This is a genomic window from Pedobacter psychroterrae (assembly GCF_004331695.1).
GTDB classification, from domain to species: domain Bacteria; phylum Bacteroidota; class Bacteroidia; order Sphingobacteriales; family Sphingobacteriaceae; genus Pedobacter; species Pedobacter psychroterrae.
On the sequence record NZ_SJSL01000005.1, the window covers coordinates 203,800 to 230,164 of the forward strand.

General features: G+C 39.2%; 18 protein-coding genes. 7 read left to right on the forward strand and 11 right to left on the reverse strand.

Annotated elements, in window-relative coordinates:
- Window positions 1-12: 12 nt before the first annotated feature.
- From EZ437_RS17070 to EZ437_RS21975, 7 genes are all read right to left on the reverse strand, one after another.
- On the reverse strand, window positions 13-342 hold the full coding sequence (locus EZ437_RS17070) for a nucleotide pyrophosphohydrolase (protein WP_131597285.1): 330 nt from the start codon (window positions 340-342) through the stop codon (window positions 13-15).
- A 201-nt stretch (window positions 343-543) separates the two neighbouring features.
- On the reverse strand, window positions 544-5,208 hold the full coding sequence (locus EZ437_RS17075; RefSeq protein ID WP_131597286.1) for a DUF3320 domain-containing protein: 4,665 nt from the start codon (window positions 5,206-5,208) through the stop codon (window positions 544-546).
- 446 nt (window positions 5,209-5,654) lie between these two features.
- Window positions 5,655-6,644, reverse strand: a complete 990-nt coding sequence (locus tag EZ437_RS17080) for a DUF4407 domain-containing protein (protein ID WP_131597287.1) — start codon at window positions 6,642-6,644, stop codon at window positions 5,655-5,657.
- Window position 6,645: 1 nt separating this feature from the next.
- Entirely contained in the window at window positions 6,646-7,236 is a 591-nt protein-coding gene (locus EZ437_RS17085) for a hypothetical protein (protein WP_131597288.1), read from the reverse strand.
- Window positions 7,237-8,605: 1,369 nt separating this feature from the next.
- The gene (locus tag EZ437_RS17100) at window positions 8,606-9,271 is read right to left on the reverse strand and encodes a response regulator (protein WP_131597291.1); all 666 of its coding nucleotides are present in this window, start codon (window positions 9,269-9,271) and stop codon (window positions 8,606-8,608) included.
- 9 nt (window positions 9,272-9,280) lie between these two features.
- Window positions 9,281-10,891: a tetratricopeptide repeat-containing sensor histidine kinase gene (locus EZ437_RS17105; RefSeq protein ID WP_131597292.1), complete on the reverse strand. Its 1,611-nt coding sequence runs from the start codon at window positions 10,889-10,891 to the stop codon at window positions 9,281-9,283.
- Window positions 10,892-11,004: 113 nt separating this feature from the next.
- Complete coding sequence (locus EZ437_RS21975; protein WP_262708931.1) at window positions 11,005-11,133, reverse strand: hypothetical protein; 129 nt, start codon at window positions 11,131-11,133, stop codon at window positions 11,005-11,007.
- A gap of 406 nt (window positions 11,134-11,539) precedes the next feature.
- On the opposite strand from EZ437_RS21975, the gene EZ437_RS17110 reads away from it, so the two are divergent.
- Window positions 11,540-12,310 (forward strand): hypothetical protein, encoded by a 771-nt coding sequence (locus tag EZ437_RS17110; protein ID WP_131597293.1) that lies wholly within the window; start codon window positions 11,540-11,542, stop codon window positions 12,308-12,310.
- A 22-nt stretch (window positions 12,311-12,332) separates the two neighbouring features.
- Here the strand turns inward: EZ437_RS17110 and EZ437_RS17115 are convergent, their stop codons facing one another.
- The gene (locus tag EZ437_RS17115; RefSeq protein ID WP_131597294.1) at window positions 12,333-13,217 is read right to left on the reverse strand and encodes an ORF6N domain-containing protein; all 885 of its coding nucleotides are present in this window, start codon (window positions 13,215-13,217) and stop codon (window positions 12,333-12,335) included.
- A gap of 329 nt (window positions 13,218-13,546) precedes the next feature.
- On the opposite strand from EZ437_RS17115, the gene EZ437_RS17120 reads away from it, so the two are divergent.
- The 5 genes from EZ437_RS17120 to EZ437_RS17140 all read left to right on the forward strand — a co-directional run bounded on the left by EZ437_RS17120 (window position 13,547) and on the right by EZ437_RS17140 (window position 18,217).
- Complete coding sequence (locus EZ437_RS17120) at window positions 13,547-13,828, forward strand: DUF3892 domain-containing protein (protein ID WP_131597295.1); 282 nt, start codon at window positions 13,547-13,549, stop codon at window positions 13,826-13,828.
- Between the two features lie 362 nt (window positions 13,829-14,190).
- A complete protein-coding gene (locus tag EZ437_RS17125; protein WP_205942739.1) occupies window positions 14,191-14,622 on the forward strand; it encodes a DMP19 family protein in 432 nt (143 codons plus the stop codon).
- A gap of 50 nt (window positions 14,623-14,672) precedes the next feature.
- On the forward strand, window positions 14,673-15,323 hold the full coding sequence (locus tag EZ437_RS17130) for a hypothetical protein (protein ID WP_131597297.1): 651 nt from the start codon (window positions 14,673-14,675) through the stop codon (window positions 15,321-15,323).
- Between the two features lie 609 nt (window positions 15,324-15,932).
- The gene (locus tag EZ437_RS17135; RefSeq protein ID WP_165500454.1) at window positions 15,933-16,613 is read left to right on the forward strand and encodes a helix-turn-helix transcriptional regulator; all 681 of its coding nucleotides are present in this window, start codon (window positions 15,933-15,935) and stop codon (window positions 16,611-16,613) included.
- Between the two features lie 284 nt (window positions 16,614-16,897).
- Window positions 16,898-18,217: a hypothetical protein gene (locus tag EZ437_RS17140; protein WP_131597299.1), complete on the forward strand. Its 1,320-nt coding sequence runs from the start codon at window positions 16,898-16,900 to the stop codon at window positions 18,215-18,217.
- Window positions 18,218-18,280: 63 nt separating this feature from the next.
- On the opposite strand, the gene EZ437_RS17145 is transcribed toward EZ437_RS17140, so the two are convergent.
- Genes EZ437_RS17145 through EZ437_RS17155 form a run of 3 tightly spaced genes read right to left on the reverse strand, consistent with a single transcriptional unit; the run spans window position 18,281 to window position 23,368 of the window.
- Window positions 18,281-19,657: a ComEC/Rec2 family competence protein gene (locus EZ437_RS17145; protein ID WP_131597300.1), complete on the reverse strand. Its 1,377-nt coding sequence runs from the start codon at window positions 19,655-19,657 to the stop codon at window positions 18,281-18,283.
- Between the two features lie 10 nt (window positions 19,658-19,667).
- Window positions 19,668-21,650 carry a gluzincin family metallopeptidase gene (locus EZ437_RS17150; RefSeq protein WP_131597301.1) on the reverse strand — a complete coding sequence of 661 codons (1,983 nt, stop codon included), beginning with the start codon at window positions 21,648-21,650 and terminating at the stop codon, window positions 19,668-19,670.
- A 17-nt stretch (window positions 21,651-21,667) separates the two neighbouring features.
- Window positions 21,668-23,368 (reverse strand): patatin-like phospholipase family protein, encoded by a 1,701-nt coding sequence (locus tag EZ437_RS17155; RefSeq protein WP_131597302.1) that lies wholly within the window; start codon window positions 23,366-23,368, stop codon window positions 21,668-21,670.
- A gap of 375 nt (window positions 23,369-23,743) precedes the next feature.
- Here EZ437_RS17155 and EZ437_RS17160 point away from each other — a divergent pair, with 375 nt between their 5' ends.
- Window positions 23,744-26,104 carry a restriction endonuclease gene (locus EZ437_RS17160; protein ID WP_131597303.1) on the forward strand — a complete coding sequence of 787 codons (2,361 nt, stop codon included), beginning with the start codon at window positions 23,744-23,746 and terminating at the stop codon, window positions 26,102-26,104.
- Window positions 26,105-26,365: the final 261 nt, after the last annotated feature.

Consider the following 26,365-nt stretch of genomic DNA (forward strand, 5'->3'; position numbering starts at 1 on the left):
TAATTTGAGAGGTTAGAGTTCGTTATATTTCTTTGCAGATCCTTTGGCTTTATCTATAGGATATTTTTCTGAGTTCTTCTTGATCTTTTCCATCACGATTTGGTTGATATTCAAATCATATTTCTCTGCTAAGAGAATAGCATATGCAAAAACATCAGCGAGTTCTTCCTTGATCTTTTCTTTATCGGCTTCTTCCGCGCTCTTCCAAAGGAATAGCTCATTCAGTTCCGCAGCTTCAATTGAAAGCGCAAGCGCCAGGTCCTTAGGATTATGGAATTGCTCCCAGTCTCGCAAATTTCTGAACTCAATTAAAGCTTTTTGTAAATCTTCCCAATTTTCCATGCCTTTCGTCAAAATATTGTTTGAAAGTAGGAAAATTATATCAAATGTAGATGTAAACTTCGGGCTAGATCATGGAAGGACCATAGGCCATGTACTTCCAGAATTGCCTGAAACTGATTAAAAATATGAATTCAGAACTCTTTTCAGCTTCACTCACTAAAATTAGTTATTAGGTATCATCACATTAAGAGTTTGGGCTTATTAGACTGTATGCAATTTTAAAAACTCTCCATCCATTTCCACAATTGATCGTGCTAAACTTGTCTCGATTGCTGTTAAAATTTCATTTTTCATATCCTCTGTAACCCTGCTAAATCCAAACATCTTGGCTATCAGTGGAACTGCCAAATCTGGCTGTATAGCTATGGAATTCTCTACTACTTTCTTTATTGCAAGATTCATTTCATCTGGTGAGATGAACCCAATTTTTTTAGAACCAGAGGGAAGGGCACTACGGTCGCGGACAATCGGAACTTCCATTGTCGGATGCCATAAGAAGTCGCCTTTCATACGAACAATACCTGACTTCACTGCATAGTCTGTTGCTGCAGTAAGAGTATACCTTATTCGTGAACCGATTTTCGAAACCCCTGAGGCATCAGTGATTCGTCTTGCCATTTCTTCAAAATGCACAGGTCCTTCTACAGACACTACTTTCAATATCCATTCTGCGAGCTTTCCAAACGGAACGAGATGAAGCTCTTGGAAAGCAACTTCCGCGGGAAGTAATGCCCGCTCGTATATTGACGCTAATTCAGAAACTTCTTCTTTGCGATCTCGGAGCACCGTAATCAGTTCTTGCTGCAATTCGTCATCCACTATATCATCCAATGAAGTTTGCTCCTTTGCCTTTTCTATCGCTTCGAGCAGTCGAAGGAACTCACGCTCAGGGTTTCTGTACCATGCGGTACTCCACACCTGGTGCATCTTCCATCCTATTCCCTGTAAAACTTGTCTGCGAAGGCGATCCCTGTCTCTGGCAGATTTAGACTGGCTGTAAGAATCGCCGTCACAATCAATCCCGAGTAGGTATCGCCCTGGGTTCTCTGTATCAACAACTGCAATATCTATATAAAAACCTTCTGAACCTACCTTTTTACGAATAGTATACCCTCCTCTTTGAAGCTGATCCGCTATTAGATCTTCAAAAGGTCTTACCAAAGGGATAGGGAAGTCTTGATCTGTATCAAATGCGCCGTGTTCAGCAAAGTAAAGAAAACTCTTCAACGCCCTAATCCCAAATTTAGTGCTTGCTGTAGGATTGATGTCATCGGACGTAATGTTTGTGAATACTTCGCATCGGTATTTGGCACGGGTGATTAGTACGTTCAACCTCCGTTCTCCACCTTCATTGTTTAACGGTCCGAAGCTCATCGGAACCTTACCATCTTCTACCCTCCCGTATCCAATGCTGATATAGATAACATCCCGCTCATCGCCCTGCACATTTTCAAGGTTTTTAACAAAGAACGGTTCATGCGTGTGACTTCTGAAAAAAGTTTCTACTTCTGGACTTCTTCTTCTTCTGATCTCCAATGCATTTTGAATCGCCTGCATTTGAGAGGTACTAAAAGCCACAACACCCAAACTTTTCTTAGGATTGTTCAATGCATGCAAGATAACTGCATCCGCCACAGCTTCAGCTTCAAGTGGATTGGTACGTGTTTTTCCTCGATCGTATACTGCGTTGGGAAGGTGATGAAAAGCCAGCCCCATCTGATATTTTGACCCAGGGCTAGGGAATATAACCAACTTGTTTTCATAAAACTCATGATTCGATAAACTGATTAATGATTCGTGACGGCTTCTGTAATGCCAGCGGAGCATACGCTGGGGCGCTCCTTGTCCATCACACATTCCAAGGATACTTTGTATATCGGCCGTAATATTGTCCTCATCCTCTGTTTCTGAATTCATTTTATCAAAAAAACTCGTTGGAGGCAATTGCTTCGTGTCACCGACAACGATCAATTGTTTTCCTCTCAACAAAGCCCCCAGCGCTTCCACAGGACGCACCTGGCTGGCCTCATCAAAGATTACAAGGTCAAACTCAATACTTCCAGGAGGAAGGAAATTGGCAATCGACATTGGGCTCATCATAAATACGGGTTTGATGGTCTGTATGGCCAGGCCTGCCTCTTGCATCAATTTCCGTATTGGCAGGTGACGCGCCTTGCGGTTAAATTCTGTGCGCAGTATACTCCACTGCCCTCCACCTTCTTGTTTCGGTACCGATTCGTAATGTTTTAGAGCCACTCTTGCACGATTAAATTGCAAGTTTAGCAGATCAAGGCGCTTGAATTTTTCAATGGTTTCTTCATGACTGGTGCGCTCAAAACCGCGCAGTGGAGGTCTATCTGTCATCGCCTGTTTAATTAGATATTCATACCAAGTCTTTTCTAATGATATTTTGAGTAACTGACCAGCTTCATTCCAATCCAGGGAAATATCAATTAGGTTTTTGAAGCCCGACTTTACGGCTTCCTCCACAAGGTTATTCCATGCTGTTGCATGTTGAATTTCAGATAATCGATTCTTCCAAGTATTAAGTAAATCTTTTTGATCCGCAAATTTAAGTTCGTTCAGCCGTTTTTCGGGGGCTTGTGACGCTGTATCCAACTCTAACTTCTTAATTACTACGTCAACAGCATTTTGATGTATCTCTTTTGCAAGGGTCAATTTAGCAACATACGCCTTTGCCAGCGCTGGATTTTCGCCACGATTTAAATAGTCGAGCATCGTATCCGGATATTCACCTGCGGCTATATCTCGATTTAAAGATTTTAGATATTGCAAGATGCCTTCCAATTCTTTCCATCTTGTTTTTAATTTTTGCCACCGGCTACCAAATAGTTTTGTTGCCAACGCCTCATGTTCAGAGAGTGTATTGGACAATCGCTTGGCGAATAGAATATCATCAGTATATTTTATTTTTGCTTCCACTTCATTTGGTAGTGTGGTCTTTGAAAACGATGCAAGTTGCTTCACGCTGCGGTTATAATCGCTTATTAGAAACTTATACCATTTGTTACCATGTGCGACAAGGCTTTGTCTCAGTTGAAGTACATTTTGTTCCCAGGCTTCAGGAAAAAAAACGTCTTCATACTGATTTCGAAGCGCTGAAAGCCACTCGCCGGTTTCCAGCATTTCACGAATATCTTCATAGTTGACGGTCCAACTACTTTCCTTCACTGCAATTTCACGTAGATCGGGGCTTTCGGCAGCGAATTTTGCGAAGTTTAATAGGCTATCAAATCCGGATGAAGCAAGTGGGAACGTCAACATAAAAAACTCGGCAGCCTCTGTGCTGATCTTTTGAAGAGCCAAAGTCGCCTCTAAAGCTTCATCAAATATCTTAATTGTCTTTTCATTTTCGTGTGGAAGAAATAAGGTGAGCTTCGTGCCGTAAAAAAGGAGCTTAGACGGTACGCCAATATCTTTTAACCTTACTTCGATTAACTCTGCCATTGCCTTTGCCCGTCTCATTTTATCACCATCCCAAGTCTCTATATCTTCAATTGGCAAACTAAGCAGTTTCGCGTCTTTATATTGATCTGTTATTTGAAGTAAGTGCCCTATCACTTTTTGGCCAGATATTCCGCTCTTGCCTATTTCCTTATTAATGGAATTGCAATACCCATTTAGTTTTCCGCGATAAGCATCCAATTCTGTAAGTTCGTCCTGCAAATGCGTCAACGTTGGTTTGCCCAGGTCAAGTATCCTTTTAAGTTCCGCATGGAGTTCTCTCTTATTGGCTTTATGGCTGTGCAATTCCAAACAAGCCTCGCCTAAGTTGATTGAGTCGAGTCTCCTCTTTACTACTTCGAGCGCAGCCATCTTTTCGGCGACAAACAGCACCTTTTTTCCCTGCCCAACCGCGTTGGCAATGATATTTGTAATGGTCTGTGATTTACCTGTGCCTGGAGGACCCTGGATCACCATATTACGGCCTTCATGTACTGCAAGCATTGCCAGAACCTGTGAGCTATCGGCATCAACTACCTGGAACAATTCGTGTGCTCTGGTTTCTTTATCTAAATTATGTTCTTCGGTAGCAGTGGGTTGGGCTTCTTTAAAGCCGCCCCCAAATAAAGACATAAGGATGGGATGATCGTAAGGTTTACTGTCATTAGGCCATTTACTGCTATCCAAATCATGATAAATCATGAACTTGCCGAATGAAAAGAATCCCAACTCCATTGCATCATTATCTACCTTCCACAAGTTCATGTGTTGTACACGACTCTCAATGTCGTTTAAATAAGCTTCAATATCTAGATCGTCAGCATCAGGAATGTCGGGAATAGTGATATTAAAATCCGCCATCATCTTCGCTTGCAATGACAGATTGGCTCCAACCTCACTGCCAGTATACCTCAATCGGAATCGTTCACTTGCGCTGGACCGCTCAAGTGAAACGGGAATCAGCAGTAGGGGTGCCAATCTTGGCTCCGTCGTATTACCACTTTCATACCAATTAAGCATCCCCAGAGCCAAGTATAAGATATTGACTCCTTGTTCCTCAATACTGGTTTTGGCAAAATAATAGGTATTAAGTATTTTAGTCTGCAGTTTTTGTTCAGTCTCATTTGTCTGTAAGCGCGTATCATTATATGCATCCTGGAGTTCTTCTTCCGTAAGCTCTGGAAGCTCCAAAATATCATCGTCTTCTTTACCAGGTCTTCCGAGAAAAGTCATTGCTTTATTTTGCCTTACGAGGATGTCATAAATGGAAACAGATTTTTCCTGAACAATATGCAATCCCCTGCCTTTCGGTATTTTGTAATTCAGAAGAGTATTGCGCATACCCAAATCAAGCAGCTCTTTTCTTGAGGCTTCAAGTTTCGGAAGGATAGTTTCTTGCATATGGTTATCTTTGAATGAATTATGAGCGAGGTGATTAACCAAATCTAATATATTTTATTGATTAAAATGGGGGTTGGCGTTGCTTAAATCCCTTGGCGGTCATATGTGTTGTAAAAGACAAATCGTTTTACAATTGTCACCCAATTAACGTTCATGTTGCCAGCAATATCCTCCCCCTTGACCATCCGCTTGCATCTTGCACCTTTCTTGGTAATTCCTTTATACTTATAACTCACTGAACTATTGCTGATTTTTACCTTCGATTCCACAGTTGTTCTTACCACGGGGTCGAAGATGTGCCGAAAAACACTATATAGATTAAGTATATATTTTCGTCTTTGTCTGGATGATTTATTTGAATAATATATTTTACCATTTTATAAATTTTATTATTCTCCAGATGTTTTCTGGTTACTGCGCTAAGCCCGTTAAATTTTTAGCAGGCCTTATTCGGGTTTTGCTAATAGCTCTAACTTTCTCTTCTGCACTTTTTCTTGATGAATTAAAGTTTCATCATATACATTCGGCTGTTCCCCCATTTTGCTAGCCAAAATAAACAATTCTAATCCTAGCAATATAAGGAACCATATCCCCCAAACCGCGCGTGCCACAATCGATTCACTAATTAACTCGACCATTATTTTTAACTCATCTAAAAAACCGACTTTTTCCTTTATGTCTTTTTCAATCGAGCTTCTTAATGTCAACAAATCGTTGTCCTTCCGCATCTTTTGTATACGTATGTCGGATATCTGCTTATCTAATGCTTCAAGCATACCCATTTTTGGGTTGGGGATAGAGGTGCTTGATGTACTTTTACTTTTTATCAAAACAGTTTTTGAAGACACATTATTGGCTGAATCTGTAGTCGTAGAAAGAACTGGAGTTGCCGAGCTCTGATTATTATAAATCTTTATAGTCGGGTTTCGGGAAAGATCGTCAGCCAACTTATCTCTTGAAGCTTCCTTTGCCGAAAGCGTAGAATCAATATATTTCGTTTGTAATCTCAGTTCCTCTGATTTTATTGGAAATACTTGATTGACCTCTTTGTCAAGTGAGGATATCTTTCTTTTTTCAACATCCTGTTTGAAAATAACCTGATCAATTATAACTGAACCAATGACAGCCATCATTAATGCAATAATTAATCTCATAAAATATAAATATTTATTGTGATAAACAGAAAGTATAATCTGACGCTCGATTTGTATAATTATAACACATGATAGAATAGCTCCAAATATTGAGCCCAATAGTTCAGCCTTCAGATACCGCTGAGTAAAACTGAACCCGATAAATGACCATAAAATGCATACTATCATTAATGCAGAGAGATTCTGCTTTACTTTCATTGCACTTATCTCACTTGAGTTCATTACAATCTTATAATTATACCCAGTTAAGAAACATCCTAATCTAATCCACGAATTTTTCATATTAAAATTTCTTGTTGATTATTGTATGATGCGATATAGCCGCAAGTCCATTTCTAAAACCTCGGGTGTAACTTATAATTATTCCCTCACTATCACCTTCCTTGTTTAATGCGTCAGTTTCTATTAGAAGAACCTTCTCAATGTGACTCCCGGCAATTTCCTTTTTCATTTTCAACTCTTCCACGGTATCAATCATTCCACTTCTTGATCTGCTTTCAATATGATAATCAATCTCTCTGATAAAGTCTTCATAAAAAGTTTTAACCCTTTTAATAGTTCTCATAAGTTCCTTTCTCAGTGAATCCAGATTTTGCTCAAGGTGGTATGAGTCGGGATTTGTAAGTGCGTCATCATAGCCCTTGGATTCCATGTTTTTATCTAAAAAGCTGTAAAGCTGTTCAAGGTTGTTTGTTATGGCCATTTCAATAACTTCTTTGTCGATATTTTCAGTCGCTGATGGCTTGTCACGCTCTATAAAGATATCCTCTTCAATTGTTTTAGAATTGATATTTGAAGTGGCATTTGTAGGATGATCATCAAAACTTGTTGATGCTTGTGGTTTGATACTTGTTAAAAAACTAAAGATTCCCATAATTTTATTTAAATAGATATTGTTGGTACTTTATATTGCTTGTGTCCTTTTTGATGACACTTTTCGCATAATGTTATTAATAAGTTGTCAGCGTATTCCCAAGGCATTTTGAATTGGTTGGTTGCCTTCGAAAAGTGATACTGTCGATGGTGAACTTGCAGTCCGATTTGCGACTTGCAATTTATGCATTGATGTTTGTCTCTTTCAAGGATAGATATCCTCTTTGACCTCCACATTGGGTCAAACAATAATGATCCGTAAGAACCATGAAAAAGTTCAATTGATTCAATTTCATTCGTATCATTAGTCATAACCTTATCTGAAGTAAATCTTCTGTATTTATTTTTTAGATTAAGTCGCTGATAATGAACATTAACAAGTTTATTCATGCCCATATATATTTATGTTACCCATGTTGCCAGCAATATCCACCACCCTTCACCATCCGCTTACACCTGGCTCCTTTTTTTGTAGTCCCCCTACATTGTGAACTAGCAGAACTATTATTTTCGTCCTTAAGTTTGATTGCTGTTTTTACTTGCGAAGCCGAAGATGAGCAGACACCACATGTTCCTCCGCCTCCTTTGCAATGCCCACAATACTTACAATTTTTGCATGCATAACAGGTTTTACTCCCAGTACATGTAGCTATGTGCTTATTGTTATTATTGGTCCCTGCCGTCAACATTGAATCCGAGAATAACAACGTTGTTCCAAGTATGATTAAAATAGACAGGCACTTCATATAAGATAATTTTTTTACGATAAGTAACCTTGAAGCTTGCGGAATATTAATTATTGCAATACCAGAACCTGACAGTTAAGAACATTAGACTTCGATCTTAACTGACTGATTAATTGACCTTAAATTAATATTGCTAGATGCACTCCCTATTAGTGCAACTCATACAAGTTTGTTTGGTTATCTCAAAGCTTATTATTTTCTATCAATAAAACAACTAATAGTGAAATATTTTTCAAAATAATTCAAAATGTCAACAGCAATCTTAACATATATGAAAGAAATGACAACACTCATAACTAAACCTTCCTTACTAGTCGACATTCCACTACCTAGTATGACATCTTGGCGAACAATGATAGCAGCCATCTGCCTTCGAGTAATGCTTCTTAGCTTCTGAAACGGCACTGGTGCATGAACTGAATTGCCCTAGGTACAATCTGTTTTCTACACTCGGAAGGTAAGAACAGGTGCCTTTATGAACCTCATGATCACCATTTGATTGTGCCTGTCTGTTAACGTAATAGTTTTCCATAATCTTAAATTTTAATTTGTAATTATGAATCGAAAATAGAGAAGCAAACAGACTTTTCTTTACGGGAAACCGTAAGACGAATTTTTATTGTATTAAATGATTTTGAAGTCTTTACAATAAGCAATCAGTTGCTCATTAGTTGTAAAGCTAAACTCATCCTTGATTTGATTAAGTCGCTTTTCAAGGCTACTTAGACTCGAAGGAGTGATCTTATTATCTTGAAGACATTGTGGTATATCTTTTTGCTTTTTGCCCTCCGCCAGCAAACGAATGATAGTTATATCGTAGGTGGAGAAATTAAACGAATGACCATTCCGTTCCGACCTTTTCATCTGAAGAGGAAAATAATTTCTGCCATTCGCTATCGCCTCAAAAGCAGCTTTCAGTTCCTGAGTGTCCCGGCGGGCCTTGCGGACATAAGCGTTGATCCCCAGTTTTTCAATCAGCGGCCTGATTACTTCCAGCCGGCCTTCAGCGGTAAATACCAATATCTTGAGATCTGGCTGAACTTCCCTGACCGCACGGATCAAGGCAACACCATCAGTAATCTGCTGCACAGTCTGATCCTCTTCAAATGACAAGTCAGTAATCAGCAAATCATAGGGTTGAGGAGTAACAATGGCTTTTTTGATCCATGACAATGCATAGTCACAATAAGACACATGCTCCGGATTATCAACTCCAAGATCATTTAAGGCTTGTTTCACTGAATTGCTTACGCTTTCGTGATCCTCTACAATTAGTACGCGTTCAAACATGATTTCTTTTTAGGTAGCAGGGAAAGAAATGTGAATTTTCAAACCCTTGTCGTTTTCTGAATCAAAAGTAATCGACCCGCCAATACCCCGAATACGGTTTCCCGTATTTGTCAGTCCGTTTTTGAAATTTGGTGTTCCGTTGATCCCAATGCCATCATCAGCATAATAAATAGTGATCTGATTTTCAATTTGCTCAAACTTAACAACTACATTGCATGCACGGCTATGCTTATCCATATTCACCATCAGTTCCTGCAGCACAAGCATTATTTCCTGCTTTACTGCAAGGCCAACTGAATCCCATAATTCATCCTCGTTGCCAACAATAGAAACCCTTCTTACCTCAGTACCAAACGGCGTCAGCAATGCATTGATCTGCTCTTTGAATGAAGAATTGGCAACTGCACTATCTTCATAGGATATGTCCCTTGATCGATCGTATAAGATTTCTAACTGATCCAACAGATACTCTTTATCCAGTTGCTTATGATGCTCCACCTCATTCATTACGCGATACAGACCATTTGCCACCACATCATGTACCTTTCTGGACATTTTAAGCTCATTCTGGCGCAGCTTATACTTTGCCTCCAATCTTAGTTTCCGATACCAAACCACCGCTACAAAAAGGACAATCAATATTCCCAGGACCAGGGCTATAACCTGACGTTGTTTTTCATCATTCTCGTGTTGTAGTTTGGAATTGTCTGCTTTATGCTTTTCCACCTCATAGCGGATGAGTGCAAACTGGTTCTTAGCAGCGTTTCTCGCAGTCTCCACACTATCCCGCAACTTTGCAAAGCGTATGAAATAGGTTTTAGCATCATTCGGTCTTGGGCTAACACGGATCAACTTTTCCAAAGCTTCCATTTTATCGTCCGGACTGTCCAATTTAATACCCGAAGCTAACCAAGCCTTCGCATAGAAAGCTGAAGAATCAGGCTTACTGGAAAGATAATAGTCTGCCAGGTGCATGTAACTGGAATTCTGGCCCCAGCGGTCTTTCTCATTTATCCGGATATCCAGCGCTCTTCTTAAATCAGGCACAGGGTTATAGGTGGAGTCAGCAAGCCATTTCGTTTTAGCAATGTTGGTAAGGATCCTGGCATAAGTTTTTTGACGGGTAGTCTGGACAAGCGCAGCTTCAAAGATCTTTAAGGCTTGACTATAATCACGATTTTTTTGATAGGCCAATCCCTTGTTATTCAGGATAGATATACTAAAGCTCGTATCTGTAGTAAATTTTAATGCCGTATCGTAAAAGTCGACAGCAGAGCGATACCGCTGTAATTTGAGGCTCGTATTTCCTAATTCATTATAATCTGATGCCAGGCAAGCATGGTCATCTACTTTTTTTGGGTTGAGATAAGTTAAAGAAGTAGTTAAACTTTCCTGACTCCCAAAGTAATCACCGGCACCATACTGGATCACGGCCATCTGATTATAGGCCATTGCAATTTCCAGCGGTTGTATAGAAGTTGTGACTACTTTATTAAAATAGTAAAAAGCTGAATCGCTATTGGTGTCAAAAAATGACTCCGCCTTTTTATAATCTGCAGACTCGACGATCTGGGCAGCTGGGTCATACTCATTACATGCAAGCAGAAAAGTGATTGACATGAATAACGGTAACAAAAACGATCGTCTCTCTTTCATATATTTTAACTAAATGTAAAAATAATGAAAAAAAAATAAGGCAAGAGTATTCTTGCCTTATTCATCTTTGCAATAAATTATGGTGCTGGAGGTATCGGCGGTTTTGGTGGCTTTGGTGGGATGTGCTCTTCGTCACCACCACCATCAAAGGTAGTTACAGTACCGCCACCATTATTGTTATTGTGCGCCGGGCATGCAAATGCCATAAAAAGCGCGAAGAATAAATGAAACATAAATCAAAAATTTTAGAAAGAAATACCTGGTAGGCCTCCGCGATCCATACGCGGAGGTTGCTACAATTGCATTTCAGAAGCGCTTCTGAAATTTTTGGGAAGATTGAGATTCCATTGCGGGAGGCTTTTTACTGCTTCCCAAACCAGCTATAGCCTACCGCAACTTTCTCTCATTTTGTAACCTGTTTGTACATAAGGCGGCTTTAGCTTGTCACCGCCTCTAACCGATTACGAAAGCAAATGTATAGCGACCGAAAACACTAATTATCATGTGGTTCCGATGATTCCACTAATTCCGGTAGTGTTCCGAGAGTATTCCGGAAAACCGTAAAGAATTCCGAAAATTCCGATTACTTTTACTTATCAAATTTTTGGGATAATGCTATTTAGCGACTACAAACAGAATGTAATTCTTGATTATCATGAGAAAAAGAAGAATTTGCTTTCACTTAATCTGGCAGAGCCCAGTCCTGCAACGCTCAAGAAAGAGTGCTTGTTAGTCTTATCGGGTCGGTTTCATAAAAAGGATGAGAAGACTTTAAGATTATTCTTTGAGATCACTGAAGAGTCTACTAATTATCATCAAGCTATTGAATGGTTTAAGACAGATAAGTTCAAACCTTTAGTGAATTTTCTAAAGGGGTACACAGCAGATACAGAGAAAAAAAACATAGAGCTTTTAGCCTGGTTAATAGATTTTAAATATAGACCCTACGAGTTTGGAGGAAAGGATACTGAAGTTAGTCCAGGTGATGTGAAAAAACCGGAAGTAATGCATCCCAATCTGAATGAAGGATCAAATAGCCTGATTGAAAGTAATCCTTCAACTGCACCATCATCTACTCTTACTGAGATACAGGGTCCATCGATTTCAACTACACGGAAAAAGTGGCCAGTTCCGATATCACTAAAAAGATCGATTCCAACAGCTGCAATTTTGTTTCTGCTTACAGGTGGCCTTTTCTTATATATCTACTGGGAATCAACTAAAGTATACATTTGCAGCAGTGGAACTGCTTCAAAATATCATCTGAATCATAACTGTCCTACGCTAGGAAACTGCAAGAATGGCAAGAATGACGTGGTTTCAATCACTAGAACAGAAGCAGAGAAAAGGGGTAAAACCCTCTGCAAATTTGAAATTCATTAAATAGTTTGAATTTCGAGGTTGTTTACACTCCCTTTAGTTTGCTTAATATATCTAAAGCGCCGATCTCCATTTTTGAAAAAGCAAACCATTTTTTCCCAAGATCTTTTAAGGAAGCTCCAATATGATAGACAACGTCATCGTCCAGGATTAAAAAACGATCATGAGCGTGCTTAAACTCTTTCACTGTTATAACACCGTATTGCGCCTTATATTTAACCAAATCTAAACTCAGTATGCAATCCTTTTTGGTGTAAATCGACAGTGATACATTTTTGCTACGCTTAGCAAACATTTTTAATACAGTGTCATCCACATAATTGTCAATCAATACTATGGAATGCTTTGCGTCTCGGATTAAATCAGCGATGAAAGTATAAGCATCAAATACCTGCCCATTGTAAAATATTCCTTGTTTAGGTTTTAAGTCATGATTTTGAATTACGCTGTAAACTTCGTTAAAGCGTTTGTCAGTATCGGATTCCAGCTTTAACTGCCTCTGCTCCATATTACCCATTCTCAAAAATACTTCAGCGTTGTTATTCAGAAATCGTCGCATCTCCGTAAAAGCGCTAATGATCTGAACACTTGCTCTTACAGCAATGTCGCTTCGTAATATTGCAGAAAGCATTGCTATACCAGTTTCTGTAAATACGTAGGGTGGTTTTCTTATGCCGCCCCAACTTGATATCACAATTTGTGATTTCAAGTTGCTGAATTCTAAATCACTTAATTGAAACATAAAATCGATTGGAAATCTATCTAAATTACGTTTTACAGCTTGATTTAAAGTTCTTGTGTCCACCCCATACAAAACCGCAAGATCACGATCGAGCATTACTTGCTTACCACGAATAGTAAAGATCTGGTTCTGTATTGTTTCTTGGGTAATTGACATTATATCTGACATAGAAATTGCTTTAACGCAAACCTATGCAAAAGCTAATAAATAACCAAAAGGAAATAAAATATCTAATTATAGGAATATTTTGTAATTAAGATCAAAAAATCATATCTATTTTCAATATTTTGCCACAGAATACAATTTATTGAGAAACCTTATTTGAAGATCAGTCCCCTATCTTATCACGTGTTTACGGATACCCGTAAAAAGGATACAGTTTGGGTAGGTACCTTGAATTGTCAACGATATATAGTGGACTTGTTGTCGGTGATGCAGTGGGGCAAATATAATAGTCCGTGGATTCGCACATTGCGAAGATATTTAAGCATTTTCAAATGTCAGAACGTAGAAAGATTTCCTGCATTAATAAACGCGAGCGCAGTAGTGCATACGAAAGGATCGCAAATGTAGGTGGAATTCACAATGGCTCTAGGTGGAAATTAACCCTCGATGAAGCAATCCGTTCAATCGAAAACGGAAGCAGATCGTACTACACAAGTGTTGGTGGGCACGAGCGAGATGTTATTGTCGCTAGCAGAAATGGTGTAAAATACCTTAAAACTGAAGCGGACAACGATACACCAGATAACTTGTTAAGTTTGGATGAGTGTCCTTAAAGGAGTTGCCCAGAGTCTCTGGGCAACTTACTACAAAGTTAGTGAAGCAATCACTTAATGCGCCAGAAAGCAATAACTTGGAATAGACATCCACACTTCCCAAATTACAATGTGATGATGCCTCAAATTTATATGTGTGGTTGTAGACTGGGTTTATAGCACTATATTAGTTGTGTAAAGCGATAAAAATGACCGTATCTAAATCTCTTGTTCTGCCATCTGTCCTTCTGATATGCATATGTTTGGCGGGTTGTGTTTCAAATACAGAGGTCAATAGCTCGTCTGTCAAAGAGGCCCCAATAAAATTCGATTCGCTAACTATTGAAAAGATTGATCACACACCGGACTCATCACTGGTATATATGATATTTGAGCATATCTCAAGTAGAATTGCTGGCAATCCAGATCAGGAGCTAGCATCCTTACTCGCTCTCCCAAAACCCCAACAGGTAATTTATATTACCTGGATATTAGAAGGAGAAGTAAACAATGGCGGGTTCAATCAATACTATTATAATTCAAGCGGGCAGTTTGCCAAGTTAGCCCCGGAAGCGCTAAAGTTAGTTGGCGCTACACAACACGCTGCATTAACTCAGGCGGCAAATGACGTATATGAAAAAGAAAAAGAGCGAATTGTAAAGTATCAGGATGGAACCAGCGAAGGTTTTAGTAAATCATATGAAAATAATCCTTTAGAGAAATTTGATGATCAATTCTATAAGCTGAAAGAACCGCTAATGGATCTTCAAATTGCGTATATCAGGAAAAACAAAAAGGATTTTGTGGTAAAGTAGAAGATGAAGGCAAACCTAAAAGACATCATTGAAAATATATAATTAAATCTATGAAACGTATAATCCTCTCCGTAACGTTTGTGTTTGCACTAGCGAACCTGCACGGTCAAGCCAAAATAGATTTCCTATCGCTGGGTATCAAAACTTTGAATCTGAACTATACTCCGCTAGAACGTTCGGTAGAACTGCAATCTATTATGCCTGATGACAATTACGTGCCGCGTCCAAATAGTGGTATACTCAATGGATTCGATTATAAAATGAAGCCCGCAGAAGATGACGTTGTGATTGTCTTTAGCTTTTTCGACTCGGACACGGTAACTAGAAAACGATCGACAAAATTTTCTTATAATGATACAGATCATATTGAGAAAATCAATTACTTGATTTACGATGAGCCAATATTTTATGAAGATAGTGATGGAACTGTTAGGAGAATAGGCCGCTCAACAACATTAAATCCAAAGAAAGCATACATTTTTAAAGGTCAAAAACTAAAAAGATATGGTGCTGATGATGCAGCATTGTTTGATGTACCCGTTTCTCGAGCGTACCAAGGTAAGTACCATAAACTAAAAGTATTCTGCATGTATAAAAAGAATGAAGGCGAAGTGTGGATTTATTACTTTTACAATGAAGGTGCCAAGATTGATAAACATATTAGAGACACGGAATATATATTGACATTCAAAAAGAGATAAACGGTATAAATTGAAAGGGAAAGTGGCAATATCAGGATTGTGAGACCTATCCAGTCGTAGGAGAAGTTGCAACTACGCCAGAAAACCCTCAACTAGTACGCCTCCGTACTTATCTATCTAGCAAGGTGATATTGCCAACTTCGATAAACACAAATATAGTAGTGTCATTTGCCATCAATGAAAAAAGCGATTTCATTAACCTTGCCACTGGCAATCAATTGCCTGAACATGCAAAGACTAAACTTTTTTATATTCTTAAAAAAGCGCCAAGATGGAAAGTAGATCAATATTAGTCGAATTATCCTTATTCGCTTTGGCTCACTATAAAAAAGGGGAAGGTATTACCTTATTTCGATACCGGCAAATGAATTAGGTATCTATTAGATGGCTCTAACTCAATTATTGCGACAGTGTCGCATACTTGTTATTAATTTACTATGTAATTCATTATGCACATAATTTGAATTAACCCATAAAACTACATTCACCCGGCAAAATACCAATAAATAGATAAAATTAATAATTTGAGTTAAGATAGCATTTCTAATTACTATATTTAGTTTTATAATTAGTTGCATTTTATACCTGCTACAAAACTTAATGATCAAGATGAAGTCAAATCCTACAGAAGAGGCAATTAGAAAGGCTATATCTGAAGTAATCAAAATCGCTGACAGAATGCCAGGAGTGGTGATTTTACATGATGTGAGAGATTGGAGGATAGCCTGGATGTCAGCCTGGGGATTGAAGCAATTAAATGTTTCACTGGAGGAACTCACCAGTCTTACAGCGGCAGAATATTACAGTACATACTTTAATGCAGAAGACTCTGCAGATTACGTCCCGAAGATACTTAAACTATTAGAGAACGATAAAGACGATGATTTTTGTACGGTTTTCCAACAAGTGCGTGTGGCGGCAGAAGCTGACTATGTTTGGCATATGTCCGGCTCCAAAGTTTATCTACGCGACGACTATAACAAACCCTTATTAGTTATCACACTTGCTTCCCCTATAGATGCTATGCATCATATGACATCGAAAGCCGCCCGTCTATTAGAAGAGAATAACTTTCTCAGACGAAACCTTCACCGGTATTCCACCCTTAGCGGACGCGAACGTGAAATCCTAAAGTTTCTCGCACTCGGAAAGAGTTCTGGAGATACCGCTGAGCTAATGTTCATTTCTCAAAATACTGTTGAAACCCACCGGAAAAATATTAAACAAAAATTAAATACTAACTCATATTATGAATTATGTGAATATGCCAGGGCATATGATCTTATTTAATCAACTCCAGCTCAGTTTGGGTCCGCGACTTTATAAAATACCCACTTTCGGTGATGTTTTAATAAGACGATCTTAACTAAATTAGCCTATCTATTAACCATCAAATTATTAACCGAATGCAAAATTAACATCAATTTTATTTCTAATAATACCGGATGTATTAGTAAACTGCTTGCAGGAACGGCGAGTATATTTGCACTTAACTATGACGTTTTCGAGTGGCTTTTACAATCCATCAAACTTATATCCGAAATAAACCAACGCTAGTATTAATACTTTCTATTATGAAAAAGCCATCATTCTTTTTTTCTTTGCTACTCATTTTTGTACATCTGGCATGTGTTGCGCAGACCACGTTGAGCTATTCAAAAATGGACGAAATAGATGTACGATTGAGACGATACCGGGACCTAACTAATGAAGTTTACGATAGCCATCCTAAATACATTGTGAGTCGCTTTACATTCCGATCGCTTATTAAACAGGATTTTTCCAAAATAACGATCGGTGAAAACAGTTTCTCCAAAATCGGACGCTTCGCTGCCGTTAATTTTGACTCTGATGAGTCCAGATTTTATTTTACCCCATTTACTTTTATTGTAAAGAACGATCCTTTCGAAGGTGCCTTCAGGGCCATCCATTCCATAGATTTCAGTGGAGAAGTGAACAGTACTAATATCTTTGATTTTAAGCAAAAAAAATCCCTAAGGGCAGGTTATTCCTATACTAGAATTTTCGATAAGTATTCAGCAAAACAGGGAGCGCGAAATACTAGCTTCCATAAGGCCGTTGTTGACGAGGTATACAAAGACACGAGATCTGAATATCAAAAAATGACGACCAGTTTCTCTGCCTATCTTGATCTTGCAGCTGCTGCAGAAGATGAAGACAAAACCGCTTTTTACAAAGACATCAAAAAACGATTTTTTAAAAATTTGGAAAGCATTGAACTCAAGTATTATGATGACAAATGGACAGTCAAAAGAATTGCCTGGGTAAAGTTCAACCTAACACCTTTTAGTTGGGACAATTTTTTATATGTGGATCAGACTGAACAGACTAGTTATAGTAAGCCAATTGATAAGTCCGTTTACACCGCAAACGCGAAATTATCTGGCAATATACTTTTCACCTATCCACACAAACGTAATATGCAGCTTTATCTCAGTGGGTTCTTGGCAGCTTCGAATAAGCATAGTCTGTCAGAAATTGCCAGCCCTTCGCAGTGGCAACAAAGCCAGCTGTTAACAGATTCGACTTTTATAATTAGTAATGATGAGAAAGTGTACCGGTTAATCAATAGTGATTTTAAAACCGGTATTAGACCGGACGTCGGAGGACAATTAATCTTTCTTATTAATACTTTTAACAAAACACCGCTAGGGTTAGATCTCGCCACCTCGTTCAATGGACTTGTCGGCGCCAAAAAAAATGCCTACGTTAATAAAACAACCATCGGCCTTGTCGTTCCTTTTCTGGACAAAAGTGGCGAAAGCACAGTAAACCTGGAATTCTTTTATCAAAGAAAGAGTTATAAAAAAATGGATTTAGAAAGTGAAGAACTATGGGGCATCAAATTCGGCCTTCCTTTCCACATGCTTTAGAATTGACAGGCCAAATGTATAGTAACTATTAGCAAAAGGAATTAGTGTGGTATAAACTTGTATCTATCCCTTAATCGTCAAATCGAGACATAGATGGCTCCCTTCGCTGTCGTTGATAACTTTTAAGTTCTCGAAGTCCTCCTGCGAGTAGAAGGGATAGGCAAGTTTGAAGTTATTGCCCGATTGAACAATAGTGTCCGATCGTAATACCCTCCCGAGACTTTGACGATGATAACCCATTACCATTTCAGGCCGTAGCATCGCAAAGTGGTGATTGTTACTAACTGCTTCGTCCACCGGAACAAGTATAGTCAGCTCCTTTTTGTTCATCATCTCGAGTCCCTGTTTCAACGTTGCATTATGGCTCGAGTGATGACCGGCCTTATAAATTACCGTACGGGAAAGCAAATCCTTGCCATCTACTTCTGTGTCCTTAAATTTAACGTCAAACCAACTTTGCCAGTTACCAATCTGCGCGTCGCCTACAAACAGCAGCACTTTTCGGGAATCCACCAATTCAAAAGCGAGTACTAAACTGGTATTGTTGGTGAGCTTGTCCATATGAAGTGACATCCGCCCGATTTCACTTAACCAGTCCTCGTCAATCTTGCGGTCAGGCTCTCCCTGATAAAGTGCCTTAATTTCTGCGCTTTCAGGGCTCCCTTTACTTAGGTATTTTTTGTTAAACGGAAATGAATTTTCCTTTGGGCTCAGCTCACCGTCAAATGCGGTGAGGGCATCCATCATTAGTGTGCCGGAAAGATCCAACTGCGCAAATTCCATAACTGATTTAAGGCCAGTAACTTCTTCATCTTTTCGAGGATTAAGTTTTGCCAATTGGACGTTATCCGTTGGCGGTCCTAGTACATAGACTTTGACACTATCATTAGTCCCAGGCAGGAAAAAAGAATCTCCAGGAGTGAGAAATTTGACATTGTGATCTACCAGGTCAAGTAGGTTACTCATCTCCTTTCCACCTATCTGTCCTTCAGCAAATAGATCCAGCGATTCCTTTGCCTGTAACATTTGCTCAACTTTCGCGTTCGTGTTAAAGTACTTTAAGAGCAATTGCCTCACTTTAGCACTTTTCTTCCAGTACTTTTCAGTCATCTCCCTGATGACTTTGCCCTGTTTGCTGTTTTCATCATCTAGAAAAGAAAGCCAGAGCTCTTTGGGCAGACCTTTCAGAATATCATTAGATGTACCGAACCCGCTTATGTGGTCTTTATGCTGGTGGGTGAGTACGATTGTCAATTTTTTATCTCCCACAGTTGTTTTTATGTGCGATGCGATTTCATGTTCTCGTAGTTCATTACTTTTATAAGAACCAAAGTCAATCAGAATATAGGTATCCTGCTGATCCTCAGCCTGGAATTTTAATAAGAAGCAGTCTCCCAGATTTTTCTGGTTATACATGCGTATTGTAGCGGTCACTGACATGAGGTATGGATTAATGGATATGAAGTGAAGCAAATGGCTCATCGTCCTGCATTAGCAAGGCGTTGTTATCTAAAGAGACATTCGCGATTGAGAAATCTAACTGGCGAAATAATCTGGCAGAACTGCATATGCTCTTTGATATGACATACTGAATTTCATAGTTCGCCATATCGATAATGAGTGAGGAGCCGCCGCGAAAAACAAAGGTATTATCTTTGAAATACCCTTTATATTTAGTCTCCGAGACATCAATATTAACTTTTTGTAAAAACATAATCAGCATTACTTTGCGGCTATTTCCTGTATGCGGATCAGTCAGAATCATTGGCCGGCATTTGTAGACTTGAAAAACTCGTCGCCCTGGAGCTCGCAGTCTGATGTTATCAGATTCCTGCTCACCTTTATGAAAATATTCTATATCATCAAATTTCATCCCCAGCAGATTTTCCACTCCGGCATCAAGAATCTCCATTTTCATTTTGAAAAGGTCATGCACTACTGCAGCAAGGTACTGCGTTTGCTCAAAAATAATTTTGCGGTCATTTGCCCTTAAAATTCTCTCAAAAGCACCTAACACTTCTTGAATCTTAGTGTTGGAGAAATTTAAGGTTCTTGAAAACTCAGGATCAAAAGCAAACTTGATCGTTTTGATAAGCGAATCCAGCTGACTTCCGTCATCGAAGAACTCATTTGGATTCTCCCATTTTAAAGCCGCTACAGAAAACGTATTCACTTCGTCGGGTATAATCCCCCATGCTCTAAATGATTCCATAATCGCATACCTTATCCCCTGGTCATCGTCAGGATCATTTGCTAGATCTGCCGTTATAATGGCTCGTAAATAATCACCAAATGTTAAATCAGCCGGAGGACAATAATCCAATGCGCGGATACAGATCATCATGAGTTGATCTGCAATATGGCAGGCCTCCTTAGACAGCCTTTTAACCAAATCTGGATCAATCTCGCCCTGCCCTAAAATACCACTTCCATTTGAGGCCAGTCTGATCAGATCAGCTACATTGAATTTGTATAATCTGGCAAAAGCATCAAATATCGCGGCGACCAAAATTCCACCACGGCTATGCGGATCCGTTATAGTGTGGTAAAGTGATGGGTCAGGTGTGATGTTCTTCCAGTTACCGTGCTCATCTTTTTCAACCAAAAAACTGCGTAAGGCACGCCTGTTCCCTGATACCGCCTGACCGAACTGTATGGCCAAATCTCCAAGCAAATTTTCTGCTGAGACAAGATCTCCTCTTGAACTTCTTATCTGGTCCTCCACCACGGAGCGAAAGGTAAACCGTTGCAGCAGGGCAATGATGTCTGAAAACGCCTCATGAAATGCCAGCATATCCTGATTGGTATCATTCATTAGATAAGGGTGAATGCTATGGAGAATTGCGTGGGTAGTTTCGTGCGCAATAATATCGGGAGAGAGGCAGGTGAACACTGTAGCTCCGGGCACATTATTACCGTTCCAATTGTGGGCAGCTTGAAAATATCCAAACATCAGGGCGTTTTTTGCTGGTGAGTAATAAGCGTTTTGCTGTCGCATAGCATGTGGATATACCCATAGCTGCGGAATAAATTCATGCTTGTATAGTTTTCCTCCAGCAGGGTCGGCGTTGGTGATTTTAGACCAAATCACCTTTCTGCCCAGCGCACGCTCAAACTGGTTTATCACGCTCATAATGACCGCATACACCTGCTGCTGGTGAAATCTTGGATCGCCTTCAGACAGTTCCATTCCATAATCCGCTAGTACTAATTCATGGTGAAGATTGATAGGTTCATAAAAGCGACGCTTAGAAGGATCATAGTCAATTACTGCTATGTATTCACCGACCGGTCCTGGTTTAGTATCTTCCCACTTTATTTTATAAAGCACTTCATTTACTTCCCGTTTTGCTAGCGTTGCAGAAAAAGACGGGTCAAATGCATATCCTTTCAGTTTTCTAAAAAAGGGTTGCGGATAGTTCATTTTGCTCATAATATTAGTTCGATTTTTTAAGGCGTTTTCATAAGGTAAAAAGGATTTAGATTGAAGCGCGCCCAATCTCTTTCAAGTTGCTGTTTTAGTGCAACAAGTGCATTTGTGAGCGGGGCATCTGGCACCTTTTCCATCTTATTAACATATTTTAATAAATTATAGCAGGTGGTAAACTGACCCGTAGCAATAATAGTTTCCCGCATTTTCGCCGCAGTTTGGTGTTGGTCATACCAAAGAGTCGTAGGCATTAGCCTAGCCTGTTCGGCAACATCAATCAACAGTTGACTGGGAGCGTCGATAGAATTATCCAAAACACCAAATGAATTCGGGCCAATTACCTCATCAAGGTCATCATCATCCTGCGCCTTTTGCTTAACCTTGCTCAGATCATAAATAGCGTTACTTACAATGATCTTTCTAAGCTCGGGATCACGGTACAGCATGTTGTAGTAATGTCGCCTTATTTGTTTCAAATAGATGTCGTCTACCAGCAACATAACCGATTTTAATCTTACTGTCAACATTTGATTGAGAACACTAAGCCGTTGACCCAGAAAAAATCCGACAAATTTATGTACAATGATAAGCCATGTATTTTTTTCCTTTGATGCATTAACCATACTGATATGTAGTTTTGAACTGATACATAATGATAAAACCAAACTTATTAAGGCTGGAGTTAATAACAAGCTATACCACTCCTGCCACTGGGTAAATAAGCACCATAAGGGAAACAACAGGCCAAAAAGTAGCATGAACCAGTAAACACAATTTGAGGTAAAATAGTTAGTCCAACCGTGTTTTTCCATAGGCAAGGTGTAGCCATTCATGAAATAGCTGGAAACATCTGTTGCAATGATTAGATCGAAAGCAGGTCGACCGCTGTTTAGTCGTCGGCTGTTAGCTTTTAATACACTATCGATCGCCTGGTTGTCAGCTACTCCCCCATCCATCAGGCCGAACCGATGTTCTAATTGCAGGAACTGTTCATCGGGAAAAGCGTCTGTTCGATCATTGGGTACGCTGAATGGATTTTCCTTAAATACTATACTGCCCGACAATATTTCCCTTGAAAGTTCTTTATGGCTAAAATCATCCGGAAATAAAAAGGGTTCAAAACCTCCCGGAAAACACGATGAACTCGCAACTATGTCAGAAAGCTTGAGCTTATCTGAAACAGAGGTGTGCGGCGCCTTAAAATAAATATAATTATTGCCTATACGGCCACTGGATATTCCTGATTGCTGGCTTTGGAACCTAAAGCTGATCCCATTTGTAAACTCTGTTGCATTAATTGTTATTTGTTCGAGATGGGTTGCCGATAATTTTTGGGAAATTAAACCAAACTCCTGGTCATCCAGCAAGTTGCTTTCATTGTATGCTATAGAAAATGCATTGATTAAATTGCGACTTTTATGCGGTCGTCCCATCCAGTGCTTTTCGTTGGCTAAGATTGCGAATACTCGGGTAATAAGGCGGTCCCCGTCCATTGCAGCATAAATTCGCCCGAAGATTTCCTCAAAACTATGTTCCCTACAAAGCCCGGTACTGTACATAGCATTGGTAAGACTGCCTCCCGATGTAGATCCAATAAACTTTACATTTCTCAGCAAGGGTTCTCCTTCGTATTTAATGGAATTTAGATAGGAAAGCGTTCCTAAGGAAAAGGCGGCAGCTCGAAATCCTCCGCCAGAAAAAGCCAATGCGATAGTTTTCATACTATGAAGATCTGTTATTTAAAGTCAGCTAGCTATTCATTCTTCTTCACTATCGGCTTTATGGCTGACTTAAACAATATCACTATAATTATTATTATTTCAAAACTTAATTTAAAGTAACACAACAACTTAATCAAGACAAAGCCTCATATTTGATCTTAGTCTAAAACAATTAAAACTCTAAGTTTCTAATTTTAGGGTAGTCAGCCATTCCTGCATTATTCTTCATTTTATAACGGGAGACGATTGCCTGCACATTTCACCACTTTTGGCAAAATACCCAAGTAAGTTAAAAAAATCAAATTTCTCCAGTTAGGATATCAACAATTAGTTCTTTAACTTTCCGTTCCAATCCTTAAACATATTGCAAAAACTATGGAATTTTTCAATGAGCAAAATACTAGTCTGGAAAACGGCAATCTGTTCGAAAAACATGTGCGTCAATTATTAGTGCTTCAGGGCAGAAATGTCCTGCCGGAAATGATGATCGGAAGTAAAAAAGTCGACCTTTCATTCAACCTATCTGGCTTTAATAAAACCGAACATTATGCCGTAGAATGTAAAGCTTGGAAAAGCAAGTTAAGTAAGGAAGATCTCAGCGGAATCGTTTTCCAGTATGGTGGATTGATAGCCACAAATTTGATTGACAGCTTACTTATTGTCACACTTAATGGTTTATCTCCAGCTGCTATGCAGCTTGTAGAAGAACATCGAAATATTAAACATATAACGTATGTTGATTTATTAAATCTGACAATCGACTTTTCCCAATTTATTCATCAACAAGAAAATGATTTTTATCAGAGCACAGATGGTTTGGATCAGTATTATATTGACTTACGTGTTCGGGAGAATACGGTTACCAGTCGTAACACCAGGGACCTAATGTCAATCGTGGAGGAATGGATAGCAAGCAGTGATTATACGCCCCTGGCTATATTAGGTAGTTACGGCCAAGGGAAATCGTCATTTTCACGAAAGTTGGCCGCTTTTCTGGCAAAGGCACACCAGTCAGATCCTGTAAAACGTATTCCTATTTATATTAAACTCAGTGCTATTTCAAAAGAACAGTCTATCGAGGGACTGTTAGGGAAGATATTTACTGCGTCGGTTAATGTAAAACATTACAATTATTTTTCGTTCAACCAACTTAATGCCATGGGAAAGTTCGTGATCATTCTCGATGGTTTTGATGAAATGAAACAATCGCTGAATTGGGAAGAATTTAAATACAATTTCTCACAATTAAATAAGCTGGTTCATGGGACAGGCAAAGTTATTTTGCTAGGCCGACCAAACGCATTTTTGACTGATGACGAACATGCATTCGTGTTGCGCGGCGAACGAAAATCATCATTCGGGATAGTCCGGGAACGCGACTGGCCGGTTTACCATGAGCTTGAACTGGAACTTCTAAACGCTCCGCAAATTGAAAAGTTTTTTCAAGACTATTATACTTACCGCATCAAAGTAGCATCAGATACTCAAGACGCCAGTGCCTTAGCGCATGCTCGGGATTATAAGTCTAGACATATTACAGATCGTAAGATCCGAGAAATATCAAACCGGCCAGTTCAACTCAAGATGCTTGCGGACCTGTTGCCCTATGTTACTTTTACCGCTGAGAACTTAACGACAGCGCTCCTGTATGATGAGTTTATCAGTATGATCCTCGACCGCGAATTCGAAAAGGAGTCCAATTTTAATATATCCAAAGACAATAGACGTAAATTTTCTAGGTTGATTGCTTTATTTCTCTGGGAAAATTCCAGCGAATACAGTATCAAGTTTGAAGAAATACCTAATAATATTTTCGAGCAATTTATACCCGAAAATGCCCGGGATATTGACAAGATCAAACGTGATTTCATATCCGGGTGCTTTCTGTCTAGAAAATTGGGCAGTACAATTTATTTCCCTCACAGGTCATTTCAAGAATATTTTGTAGCTGAAGAGGTAGTCATTCAAATTACAAGCGGACAAGATATCGATATAAAAAAAATAGATAACCTCCTTACGGTCGAAGTGAGTGATTTTGTTAAGGGGCTGGCCGGTTTGAAAATAGTCGTCAACTTAGATCTTGCCTTTAAAAATTACCGGGGCATGCTTTCTACCAACCTTGTACGCATATTTTTCAAACCCGAATACAAGCGCATTTTTCTCCAACAAGTGCTGACCAGCTATGCGCCGTGGTACAAAATTATTTTTGTTCTGATGCACGAGGCTGATCCGTTTACAGCGGAACAAATAGGAGAATTCAAACAGTTTTTAATCCGCGAAACAAAAAAACTGACAGATGATATGGCCGCTGTCTGTGCCTTATTTTTAGCAATGCACGAAAAAATCAATACTGTAGAAACTATCTTATCCCATTTATGTGAAGAGTTGATAATTTATTACAACAAAATCCTGAAGGAAGCGCGAAAAAAGCAAATACACCCGGTCGCGGAGAGCGTAACCTGGATAACCGATCTTTTATTAAAAACAAATATCAGCACCAGAAATAACACCTTGGACTTAAGGGCACTATTGCCACTATTTGTAAAGAAAATGGAAGGGTGGTGTTTCATTACTGAATGGAAGGATGACAAAACGCTGAATTCAAATGAATATCGAATAGTATCAGTGCTACGGGATGTCGATGATGAGGTTATCGGCAGGCTTAGAACGCTTAAACTCGTTTACGATGATTTTCAGGAAACACGGAAGCAAAAACGCAAAGGAAGTCTAAATTGAACTGTGTCAGCCACGTTTTTAAGCATTTTGTAAATGCAGCTTAATTCAGTCCTCGGACATCTTTTAATTTTTAAACAGGCTAAAACTAACTTTGCATCTAAAAAAGAGATATTATTCGCCACAGCTAGCGCCCTTCGTATTTTCAGAAACTAATTTATAATCTATCTGTGCCGCTACATTCAGCGTCAGGATCCTTATTAATTATCCCGCCACCACCGGAACAATTTTCACATACCGAGTAACCCTTACTCGCACATGATG

What these genes read in the sequence shown, in the direction of transcription:
- EZ437_RS17070 (WP_131597285.1), bottom strand. Translation starts at nt 342, where the DNA reads ATGGAAAATTGGGAAGATTTACAAAAAGCTTTAATTGAGTTCAGAAAT.
- EZ437_RS17075 (WP_131597286.1), bottom strand. Translation starts at nt 5,208, where the DNA reads ATGCAAGAAACTATCCTTCCGAAACTTGAAGCCTCAAGAAAAGAGCTG.
- EZ437_RS17080 (WP_131597287.1), bottom strand. Translation starts at nt 6,644, where the DNA reads ATGAAAAATTCGTGGATTAGATTAGGATGTTTCTTAACTGGGTATAAT.
- EZ437_RS17085 (WP_131597288.1), bottom strand. Translation starts at nt 7,236, where the DNA reads ATGGGAATCTTTAGTTTTTTAACAAGTATCAAACCACAAGCATCAACA.
- EZ437_RS17100 (WP_131597291.1), bottom strand. Translation starts at nt 9,271, where the DNA reads ATGTTTGAACGCGTACTAATTGTAGAGGATCACGAAAGCGTAAGCAAT.
- EZ437_RS17105 (WP_131597292.1), bottom strand. Translation starts at nt 10,891, where the DNA reads ATGTCAATCACTTTTCTGCTTGCATGTAATGAGTATGACCCAGCTGCC.
- EZ437_RS21975 (WP_262708931.1), bottom strand. Translation starts at nt 11,133, where the DNA reads ATGGCATTTGCATGCCCGGCGCACAATAACAATAATGGTGGCGGTACT.
- EZ437_RS17110 (WP_131597293.1), top strand. Translation starts at nt 11,540, where the DNA reads ATGCTATTTAGCGACTACAAACAGAATGTAATTCTTGATTATCATGAG.
- EZ437_RS17115 (WP_131597294.1), bottom strand. Translation starts at nt 13,217, where the DNA reads ATGTCAGATATAATGTCAATTACCCAAGAAACAATACAGAACCAGATC.
- EZ437_RS17120 (WP_131597295.1), top strand. Translation starts at nt 13,547, where the DNA reads ATGTCAGAACGTAGAAAGATTTCCTGCATTAATAAACGCGAGCGCAGT.
- EZ437_RS17125 (WP_205942739.1), top strand. Translation starts at nt 14,191, where the DNA reads ATGATATTTGAGCATATCTCAAGTAGAATTGCTGGCAATCCAGATCAG.
- EZ437_RS17130 (WP_131597297.1), top strand. Translation starts at nt 14,673, where the DNA reads ATGAAACGTATAATCCTCTCCGTAACGTTTGTGTTTGCACTAGCGAAC.
- EZ437_RS17135 (WP_165500454.1), top strand. Translation starts at nt 15,933, where the DNA reads ATGAAGTCAAATCCTACAGAAGAGGCAATTAGAAAGGCTATATCTGAA.
- EZ437_RS17140 (WP_131597299.1), top strand. Translation starts at nt 16,898, where the DNA reads ATGAAAAAGCCATCATTCTTTTTTTCTTTGCTACTCATTTTTGTACAT.
- EZ437_RS17145 (WP_131597300.1), bottom strand. Translation starts at nt 19,657, where the DNA reads ATGTCAGTGACCGCTACAATACGCATGTATAACCAGAAAAATCTGGGA.
- EZ437_RS17150 (WP_131597301.1), bottom strand. Translation starts at nt 21,650, where the DNA reads ATGAGCAAAATGAACTATCCGCAACCCTTTTTTAGAAAACTGAAAGGA.
- EZ437_RS17155 (WP_131597302.1), bottom strand. Translation starts at nt 23,368, where the DNA reads ATGAAAACTATCGCATTGGCTTTTTCTGGCGGAGGATTTCGAGCTGCC.
- EZ437_RS17160 (WP_131597303.1), top strand. Translation starts at nt 23,744, where the DNA reads ATGGAATTTTTCAATGAGCAAAATACTAGTCTGGAAAACGGCAATCTG.